This window comes from Pseudomonas sp. MB-090624 (genome assembly GCF_003205245.1).
Classification (GTDB): Bacteria; Pseudomonadota; Gammaproteobacteria; order Pseudomonadales; family Pseudomonadaceae; genus Aquipseudomonas; species Aquipseudomonas juntendi.
The window spans coordinates 17,955-39,552 of record NZ_QJRK01000027.1 but is presented as its reverse complement, the minus strand read 5'-3'; the positions used below and the strand labels follow the sequence as shown (position 1 = coordinate 39,552).

The 21,598-nt window shown below is 64.2% G+C and carries 22 protein-coding genes and 1 pseudogene; 12 read left to right on the top strand and 11 right to left on the bottom strand.

Features of this window, described 5'->3' with window-relative positions:
* Positions 1-86: 86 nt before the first annotated feature.
* From rluB to DMX12_RS16235, 5 genes are all read right to left on the bottom strand, one after another.
* Positions 87-1,154 carry a 23S rRNA pseudouridine(2605) synthase RluB gene (gene rluB / locus DMX12_RS16255; protein ID WP_009683647.1) on the bottom strand — a complete coding sequence of 356 codons (1,068 nt, stop codon included), beginning with the start codon at positions 1,152-1,154 and terminating at the stop codon, positions 87-89.
* 185 nt (positions 1,155-1,339) lie between these two features.
* Positions 1,340-2,110, bottom strand: coding sequence for an SMC-Scp complex subunit ScpB (gene scpB, locus DMX12_RS16250; RefSeq protein WP_054905566.1), 771 nt, complete (start codon positions 2,108-2,110; stop codon positions 1,340-1,342).
* Positions 2,097-2,822, bottom strand: a complete 726-nt coding sequence (locus DMX12_RS16245) for a ScpA family protein (RefSeq protein ID WP_161893131.1) — start codon at positions 2,820-2,822, stop codon at positions 2,097-2,099. Before DMX12_RS16245 ends, scpB begins: the two co-directional genes overlap by 14 nt.
* Before the next feature lie 125 nt (positions 2,823-2,947).
* Positions 2,948-3,577 (bottom strand): L-threonylcarbamoyladenylate synthase, encoded by a 630-nt coding sequence (locus DMX12_RS16240; protein ID WP_054881895.1) that lies wholly within the window; start codon positions 3,575-3,577, stop codon positions 2,948-2,950.
* A gap of 13 nt (positions 3,578-3,590) precedes the next feature.
* Positions 3,591-4,451 (bottom strand): PHP domain-containing protein, encoded by an 861-nt coding sequence (locus DMX12_RS16235; protein WP_110678670.1) that lies wholly within the window; start codon positions 4,449-4,451, stop codon positions 3,591-3,593.
* A 67-nt stretch (positions 4,452-4,518) separates the two neighbouring features.
* Here DMX12_RS16235 and DMX12_RS16230 point away from each other — a divergent pair, with 67 nt between their 5' ends.
* The 5 genes from DMX12_RS16230 (at position 4,519) to DMX12_RS16210 (ending at position 8,425) form a co-directional block, all read left to right on the top strand.
* Entirely contained in the window at positions 4,519-5,112 is a 594-nt protein-coding gene (locus DMX12_RS16230; RefSeq protein ID WP_029887818.1) for a septation protein A, read from the top strand.
* 1 nt (position 5,113) lies between these two features.
* Complete coding sequence (locus DMX12_RS16225; RefSeq protein WP_054881893.1) at positions 5,114-5,413, top strand: YciI family protein; 300 nt, start codon at positions 5,114-5,116, stop codon at positions 5,411-5,413.
* A gap of 206 nt (positions 5,414-5,619) precedes the next feature.
* Positions 5,620-6,297 (top strand): response regulator transcription factor, encoded by a 678-nt coding sequence (locus tag DMX12_RS16220; protein ID WP_029887817.1) that lies wholly within the window; start codon positions 5,620-5,622, stop codon positions 6,295-6,297.
* A gap of 314 nt (positions 6,298-6,611) precedes the next feature.
* The gene (locus DMX12_RS16215; RefSeq protein ID WP_009683655.1) at positions 6,612-7,028 is read left to right on the top strand and encodes a Spy/CpxP family protein refolding chaperone; all 417 of its coding nucleotides are present in this window, start codon (positions 6,612-6,614) and stop codon (positions 7,026-7,028) included.
* A gap of 59 nt (positions 7,029-7,087) precedes the next feature.
* Entirely contained in the window at positions 7,088-8,425 is a 1,338-nt protein-coding gene (locus DMX12_RS16210; RefSeq protein WP_110678668.1) for a sensor histidine kinase KdpD, read from the top strand.
* Positions 8,426-8,480: 55 nt separating this feature from the next.
* On the opposite strand, the gene DMX12_RS16205 is transcribed toward DMX12_RS16210, so the two are convergent.
* A complete protein-coding gene (locus DMX12_RS16205) occupies positions 8,481-9,038 on the bottom strand; it encodes a nitroreductase family protein (protein ID WP_110678666.1) in 558 nt (185 codons plus the stop codon).
* Between the two features lie 171 nt (positions 9,039-9,209).
* Between DMX12_RS16205 and DMX12_RS16200 the strand changes: the two genes are divergently transcribed.
* On the top strand, positions 9,210-10,664 hold the full coding sequence (locus DMX12_RS16200) for a TrkH family potassium uptake protein (protein WP_054881891.1): 1,455 nt from the start codon (positions 9,210-9,212) through the stop codon (positions 10,662-10,664).
* Here DMX12_RS16200 and DMX12_RS16195 read toward each other — a convergent pair.
* Positions 10,621-11,682 carry an AraC family transcriptional regulator gene (locus tag DMX12_RS16195; RefSeq protein ID WP_009683660.1) on the bottom strand — a complete coding sequence of 354 codons (1,062 nt, stop codon included), beginning with the start codon at positions 11,680-11,682 and terminating at the stop codon, positions 10,621-10,623. The genes DMX12_RS16200 and DMX12_RS16195 overlap by 44 nt on opposite strands.
* 152 nt (positions 11,683-11,834) lie before the next feature.
* Here DMX12_RS16195 and DMX12_RS16190 point away from each other — a divergent pair, with 152 nt between their 5' ends.
* Together DMX12_RS16190 and DMX12_RS16185 are read left to right on the top strand one after the other, a co-directional pair.
* Entirely contained in the window at positions 11,835-12,146 is a 312-nt protein-coding gene (locus tag DMX12_RS16190; RefSeq protein ID WP_009683661.1) for a DUF962 domain-containing protein, read from the top strand.
* 88 nt (positions 12,147-12,234) lie between these two features.
* Positions 12,235-13,119, top strand: a complete 885-nt coding sequence (locus DMX12_RS16185; protein WP_110678664.1) for a DMT family transporter — start codon at positions 12,235-12,237, stop codon at positions 13,117-13,119.
* Between the two features lies 1 nt (position 13,120).
* Here the strand turns inward: DMX12_RS16185 and DMX12_RS16180 are convergent, their stop codons facing one another.
* Positions 13,121-13,402, bottom strand: coding sequence for a SelT/SelW/SelH family protein (locus DMX12_RS16180; protein WP_009683663.1), 282 nt, complete (start codon positions 13,400-13,402; stop codon positions 13,121-13,123).
* A 67-nt stretch (positions 13,403-13,469) separates the two neighbouring features.
* On the opposite strand from DMX12_RS16180, the gene DMX12_RS16175 reads away from it, so the two are divergent.
* Positions 13,470-15,656, top strand: a complete 2,187-nt coding sequence (locus DMX12_RS16175) for a patatin-like phospholipase family protein (protein WP_110678662.1) — start codon at positions 13,470-13,472, stop codon at positions 15,654-15,656.
* 80 nt (positions 15,657-15,736) lie between these two features.
* Here the strand turns inward: DMX12_RS16175 and DMX12_RS16170 are convergent, their stop codons facing one another.
* Positions 15,737-16,174 carry a MarR family transcriptional regulator gene (locus DMX12_RS16170; protein WP_110678660.1) on the bottom strand — a complete coding sequence of 146 codons (438 nt, stop codon included), beginning with the start codon at positions 16,172-16,174 and terminating at the stop codon, positions 15,737-15,739.
* A gap of 150 nt (positions 16,175-16,324) precedes the next feature.
* On the bottom strand, positions 16,325-18,472 hold the full coding sequence (gene recQ / locus DMX12_RS16165) for a DNA helicase RecQ (protein ID WP_029887626.1): 2,148 nt from the start codon (positions 18,470-18,472) through the stop codon (positions 16,325-16,327).
* A gap of 240 nt (positions 18,473-18,712) precedes the next feature.
* Between recQ and DMX12_RS16160 the strand changes: the two genes are divergently transcribed.
* The 3 genes from DMX12_RS16160 (at position 18,713) to DMX12_RS16150 (ending at position 21,342) form a co-directional block, all read left to right on the top strand.
* On the top strand, positions 18,713-19,300 hold the full coding sequence (locus tag DMX12_RS16160) for a YecA family protein (RefSeq protein WP_009683669.1): 588 nt from the start codon (positions 18,713-18,715) through the stop codon (positions 19,298-19,300).
* A gap of 7 nt (positions 19,301-19,307) precedes the next feature.
* Positions 19,308-19,673, top strand: a complete 366-nt coding sequence (locus DMX12_RS16155) for a YbaN family protein (RefSeq protein WP_009683670.1) — start codon at positions 19,308-19,310, stop codon at positions 19,671-19,673.
* A gap of 310 nt (positions 19,674-19,983) precedes the next feature.
* A complete protein-coding gene (locus DMX12_RS16150; protein ID WP_110678659.1) occupies positions 19,984-21,342 on the top strand; it encodes a TolC family outer membrane protein in 1,359 nt (452 codons plus the stop codon).
* Positions 21,343-21,485: 143 nt separating this feature from the next.
* On the opposite strand, the pseudogene DMX12_RS16145 reads toward DMX12_RS16150, so the two are convergent.
* Positions 21,486-21,598: pseudogene (locus DMX12_RS16145) on the bottom strand (DTW domain-containing protein); the annotation flags it as partial.

Sequence of the window (21,598 nt, the reverse complement as noted above, 5' to 3'; positions counted from 1 at the left end):
GGGCACGCCCGCTCCCACTCAAGATGTGGGAGCGGGCGTGCCCGCGAAGGGCCGCAAAGCGGCCCCAAATGACTTAACTAGGCCAATCAGCCACGCGGTTTGCCGCGGCCACGGCCGGCAGGCTTGTCACCTTCAGGCTTGGCTGGGCGCTTGCGCATTTCGCTTGGGCGCTCGGCCACGGCGCTGCCGCGGTTGCCTTTGCGTGGCGCTTCTTCACGCGGCTGGCGTGCCGGGCGCTCGCCAGCGGCAGCACCTTCGTGGGCCGGGCGCAGGTTGCGCACGCGCTCGCCACGGCCCAGCGGGCGGGACGATTTGCGCTGCAGGCGCTCCATCTTGTCCTTGGCCTTGAGGTTCAAGGCTGGCAGCGCAACCGGCTGCAAGCCGACTTCAGCGGCCAGGATGTCGATTTCGCCCTGGGACATTTCCCGCCAGCGGCCCATCGGCAGGTCGGAGTTGAGGAACACCGGGCCGAAGCGCACGCGCTTCAGGCGGCTGACCACCATGCCCTGGGATTCCCACAGGCGACGCACCTCGCGGTTACGGCCTTCCATCACCACGCAGTGGTACCAGTGGTTGAAACCTTCGCCACCGGGTGCCTTCTGGATGTCGGTGAACTTGGCCGGGCCGTCTTCGAGCATCACACCGGCCTTCAGGCGCTCGATCATCTCGTCATCGACTTCACCACGCACACGCACCGCGTACTCGCGGTCCATCTCGTAGGACGGGTGCATCAGGCGGTTGGCCAGTTCACCGTCGGTGGTGAACAGCAGCAGGCCGGTGGTGTTGATGTCCAGTCGGCCAATGTTGATCCAACGGCCTTCTTTTGGCCGCGGCAGGCGATCGAACACGGTCGGGCGGCCTTCCGGGTCGTCACGGGTGCAGATCTCGCCATCGGGTTTGTTGTACATGATCACCCGGCGGGTGGCCTCGGCAGCCTCCTCGCGCTTGATCAGCTTGCCGTCAACGGCAATGGCATCGTGCAGGTCGACGCGTTGGCCGAGGGTAGCCGCGACGCCGTTGACCTTGATCCGGCCCTGGCTGATCCAGGCCTCGACGTCACGGCGCGAGCCCACGCCGATGCGGGCCAGCACTTTCTGCAGTTTTTCGCCGGACGGCGGGGTAATTGCGGTGTCTTGCAGGTCTTGCTCACTCATCTGGGCACCTCCCGGTGTAGGAATGACAAAGGGTTTCTGGCGACGAATGCGCCAAAAGGCCGCGCATCATACGCGGTTCGGCGGGGGAACGCACTGCAGGTTAGAAGGTTTTGCGGGGGCAACGAGAGGTTTCTGCCCAACGGTGAGGGGCTTGCCGCGCAGGGCCGCTACAGGCAACTGCACGATCAGGGCTGCAGCTTGCCCTCTTCTTCCACCGCGGCCTCAGGTGCTTGCCCACGCAAATCGTCAAAGTCGGTCTTCAGCCCTTCTTCCATGGCATCCAGCTCCACCAGCAAGCTGCGGAAGCTGGTTTCCTCCTTCGGCTCGTCAACCGCTTCCTGCTCGCCCAGGCTGGCATCGGCCAGGGCCTGCAGGTGGGCCGGTACCGGTGCATCATCCGGGTCGAGCAGCGGCTCAGGCTGCAGCTCGCGCAACTCGGCCAACGCTGGCAACTGCTCCAGGCTCTTGAGGTTGAAGTGGTCCAGGAACGCCTTGGTGGTGGCGAACATCGCCGGCCGGCCGGGCACCTCGCGGTAGCCCACCACGCGTATCCACTCGCGCTCCATCAGGGTCTTGATGATATTGCTGTTCACCGCCACCCCGCGCACATCCTCGATCTCGCCACGGGTGATCGGCTGGCGATAGGCGATCAACGCCAGGGTTTCCAGCAAGGCACGCGAATAGCGCTGCGGGCGCTCTTCCCACAAGCGGCCGACCCAGGGGGCGTAGGCTTCGCGAATTTGCAGGCGGTAGCCGCTGGCCACCTCCTTGAGCTCGAAAGCGCGGCCGTTGCACGATTTGCCCAGCACCTCCAGCGCCTGCCTGAAAACCTTGGGCTCGGGGCGCTCGGCTTCCTCGAACAACTCGAACAGACGCTCCAGTGATTGCGGTTTGCCCGACGCCAGCAGGAAGGCTTCGATCAGCGACGCCAGGTCGCGGGGTTCATTCAGGTTCATCGGGTTCTTCAACAAGCGCCGGGCGAAGCCGCACGTGGATGGCGGCGAAGGGTTCATTCTGCACCAGTTCGATCAGCGCTTCCTTCACCAGTTCGAGAATCGCCATGAAGGTGACCACTACCCCCAGCTTGCCCTCGTCGTGCCCGAACAGCTCGACGAACGGCACGAAAGCACCGCCCTTGAGGCGCTCCAGCACCTGGCTCATGCGCTCCCGGGTGGACAGCGTTTCACGGCTGATCTGGTGGCTCTCGAACAGGTCGTTGCGCCGCATCACCTCGGCCATGGACACCAGCAGCTCTTCCAGGCTGACCTGCGGCAACAGCTTGCGCACCTTGGCCTGCGGTGCCTCCAGGCGCGGCACCCGCACCTCACGGCCAACCCGTGGCAACGCGTCGATGCCTTCGGCTGCGGCCTTGAAACGCTCGTACTCTTGCAGCCGGCGGATCAACTCGGCGCGCGGGTCACCCTCCTCTTCCTCGGCCTCAGCCGAGCGCGGCAGCAGCATGCGCGACTTGATCTCGGCAAGCATGGCCGCCATTACCAGGTACTCGGCGGCCAGTTCCAGGCGCACGCTTTTCATCAGCTCCACATAGCCCATGTACTGGCGGGTGATTTCAGCCACAGGGATGTCGAGGATGTCGATGTTCTGCTTGCGGATCAGGTACAGCAACAGGTCCAGCGGCCCTTCGAAGGCTTCCAGGATGACTTCCAGGGCGTCTGGCGGGATGTACAGGTCCAGCGGCATCTCGGTCAGGGCTTCGCCGTAGACCAAGGCCAGTTGCAACTGCCGCGGCTCGTCGACCTGCGTGGCCGGCGCCTCGGGCGCTTGCAGCTGGCTCACGCGCTGGCCATGAACGGCGCAGGGTCGCCGCAGCCTTCTCGAATCAGCTCAGGTTCGTCGCCGGAAAGGTCGATGATGGTCGACGCCTTGAGGTCACCGTAACCGCCATCGATCACCAGGTCGACATGGTGCTCCAGGCGCTCACGAATTTCGTAAGGGTCGGTCATCGGCTCGTTATCGCCAGGCAGGATCAGGCTCACGCTCATCAGCGGCTCGCCCAGCTCAGCCAGCAACGCCAGGGTAATGGCGTGGTCTGGTACCCGCAGGCCGATGGTGCGGCGTTTTTCGTGCAGCAGCAGGCGGGGCACTTCGCGGGTGCCGTTGAGGATGAAGGTGTACGGCCCAGGCACGTGCGCCTTGAGCAGGCGGAAGGTGCCGGTATCGACCTTGGCATACAACCCCAGTTGCGACATGTCGCAGCACATCAGGGTGAAGTTGTGGGTCTTGTCCAGGCCACGCAGGCGCCGGACACGCTCGATCGCCGCCTTGTCGCCGATCTGGCAACCCAACGCATAGGCCGAATCGGTGGGGTACACCACCACGCCCCCCTTGCGGATGATCTCTACCGCCTGGCGGATCAGCCGCGGCTGGGGGTTCTCCGGATGAATCTGGAAAAATTGGCTCACGTAGTCGTCCTGTTCATACCGTAATAGGCTGTTCATGGCTGAATCGGCGCCACAAAGGCGGCAGGTCCTCGGGCAAAGGCCGGTAGGCACCGATCTCGCCCCAGGTGCCGGGGCCGTGGAAGTCACTGCCAGCGCTTGCCAGCAGGCCGAACTCACGGGTAAGGATGGACAGGGTGCCCACCTGCTCGGCAGGCATCATCCCGTTGACCACTTCAAGCGCCTGCCCACCTGCCTGAATATAGTCGGCAATCAGCCGCCTGCGCTTGCTGCGGGTCAGGTCGTAGTGCATGGGATGGGCCAGGCTCACCCAGGCTTTGGACTGGCGCAGCGTGGCAACGGTTTCATCAAGGGTGGGCCAATGCTGCTTGACGTCGCCCAGCTTGCCCGCCCCCAGCCACTTGCGAAACGCCTCGCCGCGGTCCTTGACGTGCCCGGCACGCACCAGGTATTCGGCAAAGTGCGGGCGCGCCGGTGCGTTGCCGCTGTCGCCCAGCTCGTGCTGCACGGCGCGGGCGCCGTCGAGGGTGCCTGGCATGCCCTTGGCGGCCAACCGCTTGTCGATTTCTTCGGCGCGCAGCCAGCGGCCGCGGTGCAACGCTTCGATGGCCGCCAGCAATGGCGGCGCAGCGAGCGGGAAGTCGTAGCCCAGCACGTGAATGGTGGCGCCCCCCCAGGTGCACGAAAGCTCGACCCCGCTGACCCAGCGCATGCCCCGCTCAACGCAGGCCAGGCGCGCTTCGGGCAGGCCTTCGAGGGTGTCATGGTCGGTCAGGGCCAGCGTTTGCACCCCGTGCTCATGGGCCCGGGCGACCAGCGCCGTGGGCGACAGGGCGCCGTCGGAGGCCGTGCTGTGACAGTGCAGATCAACATTCATGGAGGAGCGCTTTCGCTGGAATCGATGTTTGTTATTATGCCGTCACATCCCGATTCTGGCTGCCATTGTGAAACAATTCATCGATTTCATCCCGCTGTTGCTGTTCTTCATCGTGTACAAGCTGGACCCACGCCCGCTTGAAGTCGCTGGCCACAGCTTCGAATTCGGCGGCATCTACAGTGCCACGGCCATGCTGATCGTCAGCTCGCTGGTGGTGTACGGCGCGCTGTTCCTGCGCCAGCGCAAGCTGGAAAAGGGCCAGTGGCTGACCCTGGTGGCCTGCCTGGTGTTCGGCGGCCTGACCCTGACCTTCCACAGCGAAACCTTCCTCAAGTGGAAGGCGCCGGTGGTCAACTGGCTGTTCGCCCTGGGCTTTGCCGGCAGCCACTTCATCGGTGACCGGGTGCTGATCAAACGCATCATGGGCCACGCCCTCACCCTCCCGGATGCCATCTGGACGCGCTTGAACCTGGCCTGGATCGCGTTCTTCCTGTTCTGTGGTGCGGCCAACCTGTTCGTCGCCTTCACCTTCCAGGACTTCTGGGTGGACTTCAAGGTGTTCGGCAGCCTGGGCATGACCGTGATCTTCCTGGTGGCGCAAGGCGTGTACCTGTCGCGCCACCTGCACGACGACCCTTCTACCTCCAAACCCAAGGATTGACATGCTCTACGCCATAATTGCCAGCGACGTCGCGAACTCCCTGGAAAAGCGCCTGGCTGCCCGCCCGGCGCACATCGAACGCCTGCAGCAGCTCAAGGCCGAAGGTCGTGTGGTGCTGGCCGGCCCACACCCGGCCATCGACAGCAACGACCCGGGCGAAGCCGGCTTCAGCGGCAGCCTGATCGTCGCCGAGTTTGCCTCGCTGGCCGAAGCCCAGGCCTGGGCCGATGCCGACCCCTATATTGCGGCAGGCGTGTACGACAAGGTCGTGGTCAAGCCATTCAAGCAAGTATTGCCGTGATCCGAGACCGCATCGCTTTCTTCGCGGGCTTGCCCGCTCCCACAGTGGCCCGCACAAACCTTCGGAACTGCACGGTCGTTGTAGCAGCGGGTTTACCCGCGAAGCAGGCGATGCGGGATCAGCAGTTATACGGTTGCCATCAGTCTGCGGTATCTTTGCCACTGGCGGGCCGCAGAGCCGCCGTCAATGGTGGAATCGAGTGAGTCATGAGCGAGCTGTTACTGATTGATGATGACCAGGAACTGTGCGAGCTGCTGTGCAGCTGGCTGACCCAGGAAGGGTTTTCCGTACGTGCCTGCCACGATGGCCAGAGTGCACGCCAGGCCTTGGCCGAGCATGCACCTGCGGCCGTGGTGCTGGATGTCATGTTGCCCGACGGCAGCGGCCTGGAGTTGCTCAAACAACTGCGCAGCGAGCACGCCGAACTGCCGGTGCTGATGCTGTCGGCCCGTGGCGAGCCGCTTGACCGTATTCTTGGCCTGGAACTGGGTGCCGACGATTACCTGGCCAAACCGTGCGACCCACGCGAGCTTACCGCGCGCCTGCGTGCCGTACTGCGCCGCAGCCACCCCGTTGCCGCCACCAGCCAGCTGGAGCTGGGCGACCTGGTCTACAGCCCGGCCCGCGGCGTGGCCAGCATCGATGGCCGGGAAATGACCCTGACCTTGTCCGAAAGCCGCATACTTGAAGCGCTGCTGCGCCAGCCTGGCGAGCCGCTGGACAAACAGGAACTGGCGCAGATCGGCCTGGGCCGCAAGCTCACCCTCTACGACCGCAGCCTGGACATGCACGTCAGCAACCTGCGCAAGAAGATCGGCCCGCATGCCGATGGCCGGCCACGCATCGTCGCCCTGCGCAGCCGCGGCTATTACTACTGCCTGTGAGCAGCTGCGAGCTGCGAGCTGCAAGCTGCAAGAAAGAGCAGAATCGCGATCGGCTTCACTTGTAGCTTTAAGCTTGTAGCTTGTAGCTTGTAGCTTGTAGCTTGTAGCTTGTAGCTTGTAGCTTGCAGCTTGCAGCTTGCAGCTTGCAGCTTGCAGCTTGCAGCTTGCAGCTTGCAGCTTGCAGCTTGCAGCTTGTAGCTTGTAGCTTGTAGCTGTTCTTTACCCAGCCTTTACCATCCACTGACTGCGCTTGACGGTGATCTCCCTAGACTGTGCTCATCCGGTAACCACCGGCCTATGAAAGGAGAGACACCATGCGCAAGACCCTTATCGCCCTGATGTTCGCCGCCGCCCTGCCAACCGTAGCCATGGCCATGCCTGACGGCGGCCCACGTCACGACGGCCCGCATCACCGCGGTGAAGCGGCCTTCCAGCAACTGGACCTGAGCCGTGACCAGCGCCAGCAGATCGGCAAGCTGATGGGCGAGCAAATGCAGCAGCGCCGTGACATTACCGAGCGTTACCTGGCCAAACTGCCGGCTGCCGACCAGAAAGCCATGAAGGACGAACTGCAAGCCAGCCGCGCCAAGACCGACACCGCCGTGCGCAACCTGCTCAAGCCAGACCAGCAGAAGAAGTTCGACGAACTGCAAAAGGAACGCGCTGCCAAGAAAGCCGAGTGGCAGGAGTTCCAGGCCTGGAAAGCTGAAAAAGCCAAAAAGGCCCAGTAAGCTGTCAGCCCGATGCCCGGCTCGCCCCAGCGCGAGCCGGGCTTTTTCTGTTTTAGGAGGTGCTCTTGCGTTCACTGTTCTGGCGCATCCTGGCCAGCTTCTGGTTGGCCATCACCCTGGTTGCAGGCCTGTCGATCTTGCTTGGGCACATGCTCAACCAGGACGCCTGGATCCTCAGCCGCCACCCCGGCCTGAACACGCTGGCCAGCCAGTGGGCCAGGCACTACGAGCAGGAGGGCGTGAATGCCGCGCAGCAGTTCCTGGAACAACGCAAGGACCGCTACAAGATCGACGTGCAGGTGCTCGATGACAGTGGTGACGCGGTGGTGCCCGGCACGTTCCCGCGCCGGGCGGCAGCCTTCGAGGCACGCCAGCACAACGACCAGCGCCGCTTGCCATGGCGCCGGCTGACCGAGGAATACACCAGCCCCGACACCGGCCAGACCTACCTGCTGATCTACCGCATCCCCCACCCGGCGCTGGATGAGTGGCACCGGGACAGCCTGATGTGGCCACTCAGCGCACTGGGCATCGCCCTGGTGGTGTTGACCCTGTTCAGCCTGCTGGTCACGCTGTCCATCACGCGCCCGTTGAGCCGCCTGCGCAGCGCTGTGCACGACCTGGGCCAGAGCACCTATCAGCAGAACAGCCTGGCGCGCCTGGCAGCCCGGCGTGACGAATTCGGCGTGCTGGCCAACGACTTCAACAAAATGGGTGCGCGCCTGCAAAGCACCCTCGCCAGCCAGCGCCAATTGCTGCGCGACGTGTCCCACGAGCTGCGCTCACCGCTGGCCAGGCTGCGCATTGCCCTGGCCCTGGCCGAACGCGCCGAGCCCGAACAGCGCCAGGCCCTGTGGCCGCGCCTGACCCGCGAGTGCGACAGGCTGGAAGACCTGATCAGCGAAATACTCACCCTGGCCCGCGTGGATGCCGAACAGGCCCACGCCGAAGCGGTGGACCTCAATGCCTTGCTGGGCAGTGTGCGCAAGGACGCCCTGCTCGGCGCGCCCGACCAGGACGTGCGCCTGGAGGCGCAACCGGGGCTGGTCTTGCAAGGTTGGCCGACACTGATCGAGCGGGCCGTGGACAACCTGCTGCGCAACGCCCTGCGCTTCAACCCGGCAGGCCAGCCCATCGAAGTCAGTGCCGTGCGCGATCAGGCGCGGGTGGTGATCTGTGTGCGCGACCATGGCCCGGGGGCAGCCCCGGAGCACCTCGCCCAGCTGGGTGAGCCGTTCTTCCGCGCACCGGGGCAGGAAGCCCCAGGGCACGGCCTGGGGTTGGCGATTGCGCGCAAGGCGGCGGAGCGGCATGGCGGCAGCCTGGTACTGGACAACCACCCGCAGGGCGGCTTTGTCGCCCGGCTTGAACTACCCTTGCAAGCCGCTTCAGCGTAAGGCTGCCAGGGCCGTGTACGTTAGGGCTGCAGCGCAGCCCTTGCTCGCGCCCGCGTCACTCGCCCCAGCCCGTGACGAAATCAGCGGTGGCCAGCACCGGCGCGGTCCGTGGCTCGGTCATTGGCGTGCCGACGTACAGGTAGCCGATCAGTTCCTCGTTCTCCGCCAGCCCCAGCCCCTTGTGCACATGCGCGTCGAAGGCCATGTCCCCGGTGCGCCACACGGCGCCGATGCCCTGCGCATGGGCAGCGATCAGGATGCCATGTGCCGCACAGCCCGCCGCCAGGCGCTGCTCGGACTTGGGCACCTTGAAGTGGTTCTGCAAGCTGGCCACCACCACGATCAGCAACGGTGCGCGCAGCGGCATGGCGCGGGCTTTGTCCAGCGCAGCCTGGGTGGCTTCACCCTTGTGCTGCACCGCTTCGGCGAACAGCTCGCCCAGCTTCTCGCGGCCCTGCCCTTCGATGGTCAGGAACCGCCAAGGCCGCAGTTGGCCGTGGTCCGGCGCCCGCAGGGCAGCCTGGAACAGCGCCTCGCGCTGGGCAGCATTGGGGGCAGGGTCGGTCAGGCGTGGCACGGAAACACGGTTGAGCAATGCGTCGAGAGCCTCCATCGGCTACCCTCCTGGCAGTGGAATGTGCGGCCATTCTCAAGCTGCACGCCCTAAGCTGCAAGCTGCAAGCGGCAGCACGCCGGCTTTTCGTGCAGCGTGCCGCGCCTGGCTTGCAGCGGCCCGGCCCATAGGTAGAATGGCGCCCTTCCGTTTCGAGTCAGAGCAGATCACATGGCGTTGCCGACCTTAAGGATCATTGGTTTCATCATCGGCATCTTCCTGATCACCCTGGCTGTGGGCATGGCCGTGCCCATGGCGACCCTGGTGATATTCGAACGTACCGGCGACATGCCGTCGTTCCTGTGGTCCAGCCTGATCACCTTCATTGCCGGGCTGGCCATGGTGCTGCAAGGGCGGCCCGAGCATGTGCACCTGCGGCCACGCGACATGTACCTGCTGACGGTCTGCAGCTGGCTGGTGGTGTGCGTGTTCGCCGCCCTGCCCTTCCTGCTGACCCAGCACATCAGCTACACCGACGCCTTCTTCGAAAGCATGTCGGGCATTACCGCCACCGGCGCCACCGTGCTCAGCGGGCTCGACAGCATGTCGCCAGGCATCCTGATGTGGCGCTCGATGCTGCACTGGCTGGGCGGTATCGGCTTCATCGCGATGGCGGTGGCCATCCTGCCGCTGCTGCGCATTGGTGGCATGCGCCTGTTCCAGACCGAGTCTTCCGACCGTTCCGAAAAGGTCATGCCGCGCTCGCACATGGTCGCCAAGTCGATCGTGGGGGTGTACGTCGGCTTCTCGATCCTTGGCGCGCTGGCTTTCTGGTGGGCCGGCATGAGCCCGTTCGATGCCATCAACCACGCCATGTCGGCGATTTCCACCGGTGGTTTTTCCACCTCCGACCAGTCCCTGGCGAAATGGGACATTCCCGCCGTGCACTGGGTGGCAGTGGTAGTAATGATCATGGGCAGCCTGCCGTTCACCCTGTACGTGGCCACCCTGCGCGGCAACCGCAGGGCGCTGCTCCGCGACCAGCAGGTGCAGGGCTTGCTGGGCATGCTGCTGGTCACCTGGCTGGTTCTGGGCACCTGGTACTGGTACAGCACCAACCTGCACTGGCTGGACGCGCTGCGCCACGTGGCGCTGAACGTGACCTCGGTCGTCACCACCACCGGCTTCGCCCTGGGTGACTACAGCCTGTGGGGCAACTTTTCGCTGATGCTGTTCTTCTACCTGGGGTTCGTCGGCGGCTGTTCCGGCTCGACCGCGGGCGGGATCAAGATCTTCCGCTTCCAGGTCGCCTACATCCTGCTCAAGGCCAGCCTCAACCAACTGATCCACCCGCGTGCGGTGATCAAGCAGAAGTACAACGGCCACCGCCTCGATGAAGATATCGTGCGCTCGATTCTCACGTTCTCGTTCTTCTTCGCCATCACCATCTGCGTCATGGCGCTGCTGCTGTCGCTGCTGGGGGTGGACTGGATGACCGCCCTGACCGGGGCTGCCGGTACGGTCTCCGGGGTGGGGCCTGGCCTGGGTGAAGTGATCGGGCCGTCAGGCAACTACGCCACGCTGCCAGACGCCGCCAAGTGGATCCTGGCTGCCGGCATGCTGCTTGGCCGGCTGGAAATCATCACCGTGCTAGTGTTGTGCATGCCGGCGTTCTGGCGTCACTGAGCCCTTCGCCCACGGCGCCGAGCCGGGCGCGGTACTCACTGGGCGTGGTATCGAACCAGCGGCGGAACGCGCGGTAGAAGTTGCTGGGGTCGGCGAAGCCCAGCAGGTAGGCGGTTTCCAACAGGGTCATGCCCGGCTGGGCCAGGTACTGTTCGGCCAGTTCGCGCCGGGTGTCGTCGAGCAACGCCTGGAAGCTGGTGCCCTCTTCCTGCAGCCGCCGCTGCAGGGTGCGCTGCGACAAGTGCAAGGCCTGCGCCAAGGTCTCACGCTTGGGCTCCCCCTGCGGCAAGATGCGGCACAGCACCTGGCGCACCCGGTGGGTCACGCGGCTTTCGGAAAACCGCGCCAGGTACTCCCCGGCAAACCGGTCGTGCAGCACTGCCATGGCTTCATTGGCCGTGGGCAAGGGTGCCTCCATGTCGGCCCGCTCGAACACCAGCGCGTCATACGGCGCGTCGAAGATCAGCGGCGAATGGAACGCCACCTTGTACGGCTCGATATTCCTGGGTTGCGGCCCCTGCACCAAAACCCGGCGTGGCTGCACCGGGCGGCCGCTCAGCCATTTGCACAGCGCCAGCGCACAGGCCAACGACGCTTCGGCACTGTGCCGGGTGGGCGGCAGATGGTCGCCGTGCACGGTGAGGATCAACGAGTAGCCCTCGGGACCCAGCACGAAACTGAGATCGGAGCTTTCGGCGATGATGCGCTGGTAGCGTACCAGCCGCTCGAACCCCTCGGCCAAGGTGCGGCTGGACATCAGCGCATAGCCCACCACGTGAAACGAGGCCGGGCGTACCACACGCGCCATGTTCAGGCCAATGGCCTCGTTGCCGGACAGTTCCACTGCCAATTGCCACAGCCGGGTCATGGAGTCCTGGGGGAAACGCGCGTCGGGATCGTCGAGGGCGGCGAAATCCAGCCCCAACTGCTTGAACATGGCCCGGCAGTCCAGCCCTTCCAGCTCGAGTGCCTTTACAATCCCTGATGCCCAACTGGCTGACGTGGTTCTTTCGCTCATGACAGGCTTCTTTCCTGACCGCTCCTGCGGTGAACCCCAAGGATACTCAATTGGCGCCTATTGTCACTGGTAGGCCCTGCCAATCACTCTAGACTCGAATGAGGCTCCACGCCGTGCATCTTGTCCAGACGTATCAACCCCGGAGCACTGCCATGAACCGCACAGCGCAGTTTCGCAGTTTTGCCGAGTTCTACCCGTATTACCTGGGTGAGCACAGCAACCCCACCTGCCGCCGCCTGCATTTTGTCGGCACCAGCCTGGTGATCGCCCTGCTGGCCTATACCATCGGCAGCGGCAAATGGCTGTTGCTGCTGGCCGTGCCGCTGTTCGGCTACGGCTTTGCCTGGGTGGGGCATTTCTTCTTTGAAAAGAACCGGCCGGCGACATTCACCTACCCGTTCTACAGCCTTGCCGGTGACTTCGTGATGTTCCGCGACATTCTGCTCGGCAAGCTCAGGCTGTAAGCAGCGCGCCTGCGCGCGCGGCCACCCGGTCCTCGCCATGCACGGCTTCAGGCACAATGGCCGCTTGCCTTGCGAGGATGCCCCTGTCATGAACCACCGCACCGCCCTCGGCGCCCTGCATATCGGCGCGCTGTTCTTTGGCCTGACCGGCGTATTCGGCAAGCTGGCAGCCAGCGCCAGCCCGGTGATCATCGTGTTCGGCCGCGCCGCTTTCGCCGTGCTCGCCCTGGCGCTGTTCGCCAGTGTCACCGGCCCTGGCTGGCAACGCCTGAACGGTCAGGATGCGCGCCGCCTGTTGCTCGGCGGGGTGCTGCTGGCCGGCCACTGGGTCAGCTTCTTCATCGCCGTCAAGGTCGGCGGCGTGGCCATCGCCACCCTCGGCTTCGCCAGTTTCCCGGCCTTTACCGTGCTGCTCGAAGGGCTGCTGTTCCGCGAGCGCATCCGCCGCAACGAAGCGCTGCTGGTGCTGCTGGTCAGCCTCGGCCTGGCACTGGTCACGCCAGCCTTCGATCTGGCCAGCGAAGCGACCGGCGGCCTGCTGTGGGCCCTGTTCTCGGGCCTGCTGTTTTCACTGCTGTCCCTGACCAACCGCGCAGGCTCTGGTCGCTTGCCTGCGGTGCAGGCAGCACTGTGGCAAAACCTGGTGGTAAGCCTGAGCCTGCTGGCGTTCGCTGCCCCTGGGCTGGGCGCGGTCGCGCCTGTGGACTGGCTGTGGATCGGCCTGCTCGGCGTTTTCTGCACCGGCGTGGCACACAGCCTGTTCGTCGCCAGCCTGGCGGTCATCAAGGCCCGGACTGCCGCCGTGGTGTTCGGCATGGAGCCGGTCTACGGCATTGCCGTAGCCTGGCTGGTGTTTGCCGAGACCCCCACGGTGCGCATGCTGCTGGGCGGCGCACTGATCATCCTCGCCATCGTGCTGTCCAGCCGCCTGGCCGCCGAGCCAGCGCAGCGGCCGCTGGCCGAGGGCGTGTGACTCAGCGGTCGTTGTGGCCCAGGTCGCGCTGGGGGTCGATCTGGTCACGCACCCGCTGCTTCAGCACCTTGGCCTCGGGGAATCCGCCGTCGGCCTTGCGCTCCCAAATCTGCACGCCGTTGCAGGTAATGCGGAAAATACCGCCGGTACCCGGTTCCAGCGCCACCCGGCCGAGGTCGTCGGCAAACGTGCTGAGCAGTTCCTGGGCCAGCCACGCGGCCCGCAGCAGCCACTGGCACTGGGTGCAATAATTGATGACGATTTCCGGCTTGTGGTCGGCCATGTCGAGATAACTCCAACTGAGGGGCGGCTTATACTAACGGTCTTTGACCCACGGTTTGAGACCCACGATGCGCCGTTTGCTGTTCTGCTTGCTGTTCACCCTCACCTCGCTTACAGCAACCGCCGCCGAACCGGCACGGCCCAAGGTCGGCCTGGTGCTGTCGGGCGGCGCGGCCCGTGGCCTGGCGCACATCGGCGTGCTCAAGGCGCTGGAGGAACAGGGTGTACGCATCGACGCCATTGCCGGCACCAGCATGGGGGCGGTAGTCGGCGGGCTGTACGCCTCGGGCTACAGCGTCGAAGAGCTGGAACACCTCGCCACCACCCTCGACTGGCAGCAGGCGCTGTCTGACAGCCCACCCCGCGAGGACGTGCCATTCCGGCGCAAGCAGGATGACCGCGATTTTCTGGTCAAGCAAAAGCTCAGTTTCCGTGACGACGGCAGCCTGGGCCTGCCGCTGGGGGTGATTCAAGGCCAGAACCTGTCGTTGCTGCTGGAAAGCAAGTTGGCGCACACCGCCGACACGCGCGACTTCGACAAGCTGCCCATCCCCTTTCGCGCCGTGGCCACCGACATCGCCAGTGGCGAAAAAGTGGTGTTCCGCCGCGGCCACCTGCCGCAGGTGATCCGCGCCAGCATGTCGATCCCGGCAGTGTTCGCCCCGGTCGAACTGGACGGCCGCCTGCTGGTGGACGGCGGCATGGTCGACAATATTCCGCTCGACGTGGCACGCGACATGGGGGTGGACCTGGCCATCGTGGTGGATATCGGTACGCCGCTGCGCGACCGCAAGCAGTTGCTGACCGTGGTCGATGTGCTCAACCAGTCCATCACGCTGACGACCCGGCGCAACTCGGAAGAGCAACTGGCCAGCCTGCACCGCGACGATATCCTCATCCAACCGCCGCTGGCAGCCTACGGCGTGACCGACTTCGGCCGCGCGCGGGACATGATCGACGCCGGCTACCGCGCTACCCGCCTGCTCGACGCGCGCCTGGCCGCGCTGCGCCACCCAGACGCCAGCATCAGCCTGGCCGTGGCCCGTTCACCGCGCCAACGCACGCCCATCATCACCGCCATCAAAATCGAGAACGACGCCAAGGTCAGTGACGATGTGATCCGTTCGTACATTCGCCAGCCCATCAATGCCCCGCTGGAGCTTGGCCGCCTGGAGACCGACATGGGCACGCTGTACGGCCTGGACTACTTCGACCGGGTGCAGTACCGCGTGGTGCACAAGGGCGATGAAAACACCCTGGTGATCAACGCCCGCGGCCGCCGCGGCGGCACCGACTACCTGCGCCTGGGCCTGAACCTGTCGGACGACCTGCGCGGCGACAGCGCCTTCAACCTGGGGGCCAGCTACCGGGTCAACGGCATCAACAGCCTGGGTGCCGAGTGGCTGACCCGCGGCCAGATCGGCGACCAGCAAGCGCTGTACAGCGAGTTCTACCAACCGCTGGATGTCGGCTCACGCTACTTCGTCGCCCCCTACCTGGACTTCGGCTCACAGAACATCGAGGCCACCCTCGACAACGACCCTGTCGCCGAGTACCGCCTGGAGCGCTATGGCTTTGGCCTGAACGTGGGCCGGCAGATCGGCAACAGCGGCGAGGTGCGCCTGGGGGTTGGCAAGGCCTGGGGCGAGGCCGAGGTGCGCATTGGCGACCAGGACTTGCCCAAGGTCAGTTTCAACGAAGGCTTCTACGAGCTGAAGTACTCGTTCGACACCCTCGACAACGTGTATTTCCCACACCATGGCGAAGACATCGGCCTGACCTTGCGCAAGTACGACAAGTCGCTGGATTCCGACCAGGATTACCGGCAATGGCTGTTCAACCTCGACAAGGCCATCAGCAGCGGCCCGAACACCTTCGTGCTGGGCGGCCGCTACGGGCGCACGCTGGATGCCACCGAAGTGGTGACCTCCAGCTTCGTGCTGGGCGGGGCGCGGGAGCTGTCGGGCTTCCGCCAGGACTCGGTGTCGGGCCAGAACATGAGCCTGATGCGGGTGGTCTACTACCGCCGGCTGACGCCCCGGGCGTATGTGCCGCTGGACTTCCCGTTGTACATCGGTGGTTCGCTGGAGCGCGGGCGGGCGTGGAACAACGACAATGCGTTCGACAGTGGCTACATCAATGCGGCGAGTATTTTCCTCGGGCTGGAAACGCCGCTGGGGCCGTTGAATTTCACCTATGGCACCAACAGTGCGCATGAGCAGGCGGTGTACCTGAACCTGGGGCATACCTTCTAGGCAGCACGTACAGGGCCCGGGCGTCGGGCCCGCCACGCCGAGCGGGCGGGCCGGCGAAAGGCTGCAGGGCAGCCCTTGCCTCAGGATTTTTCCAGGTTGCCCAGAATCTTGGCATGCACCCGCATGCACACCTGCAGGTCGGCTTCATCCACCCCGCTGAACAGTTCGATGCGCAACTGGTTGGCGATGGTCTCGATCTGTTCAATCAGCGGCTTGGCCGGGGGGCACAACACGATCTTCTTCGCCCGCCGGTCTTCCAGCACTGCCTGGCGGCGCACAAGCCCCTGGGCCTCCAGGCTATCGAGCAGACGCGCCAGGGTCGGGCCTTCGACACCCACACTCTGGGCCAGCTCACGCTGGGTCGGGGCGTCTGGGAAACGGGCCAGGTGCAGCAACACCAGCCAGCGCGCCTGCGACAGATTGAGCCCGGCCAGGCGGCGATCCAGTTCGGCACGCCAACCCCGGGACATCTGGGCCAGTTGCATGCCGAAGCGGTGTTGGTTGTCGGTTAGAGGCATAGGTAACTCATCGAGTAGATCTAATTATTAGGCAGCTAACCATGCCCCGCCCCATGAGGCAAGGCTCGGCCAGGGTGACGTGGGCGAAAATCGTCAAAAAGCATGACAAAGGTCAGCAGATGGCGCTTGTGCCTGCGAACAGGCGCAGGCCTACAGCTCGAACTCGGCTGCCAGTGCCGCGCGTACGCAATACAGCACCCCTTCCGGCACTCGCCCGGTAAACAGCGGGGCGATGGTCGCAACCGGCGGCAGCTCGCCCTCGCCATCGAGGAAGGCGTCCTGCACCTCCATCAGCAGGTCTTCTGGCAAGTCCAGCGCCTGGTCCAGGCTCAGCTCCTGGCGCCCCAAGGCCTCGGCCAGCAAGCTGTACACATTCTTTTCGCTGCAGTTGAGCTGCCCGGCGATTTGCGCTGGGGTCATGCCGGCGCGGGCCAGGCTGACCAGCTCATGGCGTAGGTCGAGCACCACCTTCGGCGCCTCGCGGGTGCCGCCGTTGTCGTTCAGTACCTCAAGAAACGCCTGGCCATAGCGTTCCAGCTTGCGCGCGCCTACGCCGCTGACCTGGGCCATGTCGCTGAGGCTGACCGGCTGGCTGCGCAACATTTCCAGCAACGTTGAGTCGGGGAAGATGACGTACGGCGGTACGCTGTGTTCCTCGGCCAGCTTGCGCCGCAAGGTGCGCAATGCCTCCCACAATTCCCGCTCTTCGGCCCGCACCAGTTGGCTGGCCGGGCTGCCGCCACTGGACGACGCGCTTTTGGCAGTGATCTGCGGCTTGAGGTCACGTCGCAGTTGCAAGGTGACTTCGCCACGCAACAATGGCCGGCAGCTGTCGGACAAGCGCAGGCCGCCGTAGCCCTCCAGGTCGATGTCGACCAGCCCGCGCGCCACCAACTGGCGGAACAGCGAACGCCATTCGGCTTCGGCCAGGCCTTTGCCCACGCCGAAAACCGACAGCTTTTCATGGCCGAAATTGCGCACCTTTTCGGTGTCCTTGCCCAGCAACACGTCGACCAGGTGGCCCACACCATAGCGCTGGCCGGTGCGAAACACTGCCGACAGGGCCTGGCGCGCCGGCTCGGTAGCATCCCAGGTCTGGACGTTGTCGACGCAGTTGTCACAGTGCCCGCAAGGCTGCTCGAGGATTTCATCGAAGTAGGCCAGCAGCGACTGGCGGCGGCAGCGGGTTTCTTCGCACAGCGCCAGCATGGCATCGAGCTTGTGCTGCTCGATGCGTTTGTGGCGTTCGTCCCCTTCGGAGTTCTGCAGCATCTGCTTGAGCATGACCATGTCCTGCAGGCCATAAGCCATCCAGGCATCGGACGGCAGGCCGTCTCGTCCGGCACGGCCGGTTTCCTGGTAGTAGGCCTCAAGCGACTTGGGCAGGTCGAGGTGGGCCACGAAGCGTACGTTGGGTTTGTCGATACCCATGCCGAACGCGATGGTGGCGACCATGATCAGCCCCTCTTCGTTGAGGAAGCGGTGCTGGTTGGCGGCGCGGGTTTCGGCCGCCAGGCCGGCATGGTATGGCAGCGCCGGGAAGCCCTGCTGGCAAAGGAAGGCGGCGGTTTCGTCGACCTTCTTGCGCGACAGGCAATAAACGATGCCGGCGTTGCCACGGCGCTCGGCAAGGAACGCCATCAATTGTTTGCGCGGCGCTTCCTTGGGCACGATGCGGTAGAAGATGTTCGGCCGGTCGAAGCTCGACAGGAAGCGCTCTGCGCCCTGCAAGTGCAGGCGCTGAACGATTTCTTCGCGGGTACGCATGTCGGCGGTGGCGGTAAGGGCAATGCGCGGAACATGCGGGAACAGTTCGGCCAACTGGCCCAGTTGCAGGTATTCGGGGCGGAAGTCATGGCCCCATTGCGAAACGCAGTGGGCTTCGTCGATGGCGAACAGCGAGATATCCAGGTCGCGCAGGAAATCGAGCATGCGCGGTTGCACCAGGCGTTCGGGTGCCAGGTACAGCATTTTCACTTCGCCACGGCGCAGGCGCCCGGCCAGGTCGCGCTGCTGTTCGGCCGTGAGCGTGGAGTTCAGGGCGGCTGCGGCTACGCCCAGCTCGTCAAGCGTGGCGACCTGGTCGTCCATCAGCGCGATCAGCGGCGAGACCACCACGGTCAGGCCTGGGCGCAGCAGGCCCGGCACCTGGAAGCACAACGACTTGCCGCCGCCAGTCGGCATCAGCACCAGGGCGTCGCCACCATTGGCCACGCATTCGATGATCGCTGCCTGGCGCCCTCGGAAACTGTCGTAGCCAAAGATGTCCTTGAGAACGCGCTGAGCCTGTTCGAGCATGTGCAACTCCAAATCGCCGTACCACCCTGCACACAGGCTGGACGAAAAACCCGCCCCGCACACGCCAAATGCGTAAGCGGTTTTTGCCAGGCCGCCGGTAAAACCGCGCCTGGATGAAAATCGCGGAGTATACCGCAGCACCGCCCCGCGCAGGGCACCACCGCGATAGACGTTCCTTTGCCCCGCTGCCGCCGCAAGGTGCTAGAATTCGTTATCGTTTATTCCCAAGGTAGCCCTGTAATGTCCTTCGCCGAGCAACTGACCCGCCTGCAAGCCTTCCTCGACGCCGACGAGCTGCACGAAGAAGCGCTGGACTATGTCGCCGCCCACGGCTACCTCACCGCGCTGTCGATCAACGCCGAAGACGTGCCCGAGCGCGAGTGGATCGACGCTCTGTTCGCCGAAGAGCCGCACTACAGCAGCGAAGCCCAACGCACCGAAATCGAGGCGACCCTGGTGGCACTCAAGGCCCACATTGCCCGTCAGCTGGCCAGCGACGATGAATTCGAACTGCCCTGCGACCTCGACCTGACTGACGAGCCGGACGATTCCGACCTGCGCGGCTGGTGCATCGGCTTCATGGAAGGCGTGTTCCTGCGCGAAGAGGCCTGGTTCGAGAACGCAGAAGAGGAAGTCAGCGAGATGTTGCTGCCAATCATGGTGGGTTCGGGCCTGTTCGACGAGCAGCCGGAGTTCGCCGACATCGCCAGCAACGCCAACCTGCAGGACGACATGATTGTGCAAATTCCCGAAGCGCTGACGGCACTGTTCCTGCTGCTGCACGCACCTGACGAAAAGCCGGCGCTGCTCAAGCCACGCCACCACTAAGCCAGCTGTGCGCTACCTGCTGCTGGCCATCGGCTGGCTCAGCGTCGCACTGGGGGTGTTGGGGATATTCCTGCCGGTATTGCCTACCACCCCGTTTCTTCTGTTGGCGGCCGCCTGCTTCGCTCGCAGCTCGCCACGCTTTCACCACTGGCTGGTCCACCACCCCAAACTGGGGCCCTGGATTCGCGACTACCTCAGTGGTGAAGGCATCCCCCTCAAAGGCAAGGTCTATGCCATTGGCCTGATGTGGGCCAGCATCGGGCTGTCCTGCTACCTGGTGCCGTTGTTCTGGGCCCGCGCCTTCATGTTGACCAGCGCCGTGCTGGTAAGCCTGTACATCCTCAAGCAAAAAACCCTGCACAGGCCAAAGTGACAATAATTTGTCGCCAAATATCACTTTCGCCTAACCCGCCCAGTATTTAGCCAAATTCGTTCTGGAACCGCCTGAAGGCCTTGAGAATATTGGCTTTACCGATATTTGATACCCCACCTGAGGGCTGCAAAAAAAGCCCCTGTTAGACATTTTAGGTATTTAATGTCATTTTGATATGAATAAATCTTCTTATCTATCGCGATGAATGTACTTAGCTGTCAGGTTAAAAACCTGCAACACTATACGCGATAAATAATCGTCATTTTTTTGGCGAGCAGCAGGACCAAATTCAAGATCAGGGAGATGTACCATGCGCGTTTTGAACCCCATCACCACCGCATTACTGTTGGCCCTGGCGAGTGCCAACGTGCAGGCGATGTCGATCACCGAAGCCGTCCAAAGCGCCGTGGACTATCACCCACAGGTCAGCTCCAACCGTAACAGCAAGCTGTCGGCCGATGAGGACGTGAAATTCGCGCGTGGTGGCTACTTCCCTACCGTTGACCTGGTCGCCGGCTACGGCCGCCAGCGTTCGGACAACACCACAACCCGTGCCGCGGGTAACCACAACAAAGAAACCCTGAACTACACCCAGTCCGAGCTGCGCCTGCGGCAGATGATCTTCGACGGCTTCAACACCGCGAACGAAGTGGGCCGGACCGAAGCGGTTTCCACCTCGCGTGCCTACTACACCCAGGCGGTTGCGCAGGATGTCGCCCTGCGTGCGATCGAGGTGTACCTGGAGGTACTCAAGCGCCGTGAACTGGTGGCCCTGGCCAGGAACAACCTGCAAGCCCACCTGCGGGTCAACGACCAGATCGGCCTGCGTAACGAGCGTGGCGTTGGCAGCACGGCCGACCTTGACCAGTCCCGCGCCCGCCGCGCCCTGGCAGAAAACAACCTGGACACCGCCGAAGTGGACCTGGCCGACGCCGAGGCCAACTTCTTCAGCGTGATCGGCCGCATGCCAGACGAGCTGGAAAGCCCGCCCACCATAAAGGCCGAGGTGCCTGCCACGCTTGAAGAGGCCCGTGATGGCATGCGCCAGAACAACCCCTACATCAAGTCGGCCCAGGCTGATGTAAATGCGGCCGAGCAGCAGTACGAGGTTGGCAAGTCGACCTTCTACCCACGCTTCGACGCCATTCTGGCCACCGGTGCCAACAACAACACCGGCGGCGAGAAAGGCCACAACAACAACGACTGGCAAGCCGGCGTGGAGATGAACTACAACCTGTTCCGCGGCGGCAGTGACAAGGCTCGCCTGCAATCCGACGCGCACAAGATCAACCAGGCCTTGGACATCCGCAACAACGCCCTGCGCGAGTTGACCGAAAACCTGAGCCTGGCGTGGAACGCCATGAACAACGCCAGCAAGCAGCTGCCGACCGCGCGTGAATACGCCGAAACCACCAAGCGCGTGCGCGCCGCCTACCAGGACCAGTTCGGCCTGGGCCAACGCACCCTGCTGGACGTGCTCGACAGTGAAAACGAACTGTACAACGCCGACCGTCGCTACACCGAAGTGCGCTACACCGAAGAGTACTCGCGCTACCGGGTGCTGGCGACCATGGGTGAATTGCTCAGCAAGCAGCGTATTTCGCTGCCGCCAGAGGCGCTGGCCACGACCGAAGTCCGTACCGAGGCACGTTTGCCCGAGATGCGTTGATCGGGCTTGAGATCGCTGGGGGCGCTGTGCGGCCCATCGCGACACAAGGCCGCTCCTACACAGATCGCGGATGCCAATGGCGGGTGCGATGGCCTGTAGGAGCGGCCTGGTGTCGCGATGGGCTGCGCAGCGGCCCCCTGCCCTCACTCGGTGCCATGGTTGCGCTGGAACGTCTCCTCGCCCATGGCCCTGATCTGCCCCTCTATCAAGGCCTCGAACGGTGCCAGCAGCGCATCGAAGCAGGCCGGTTGCTCCA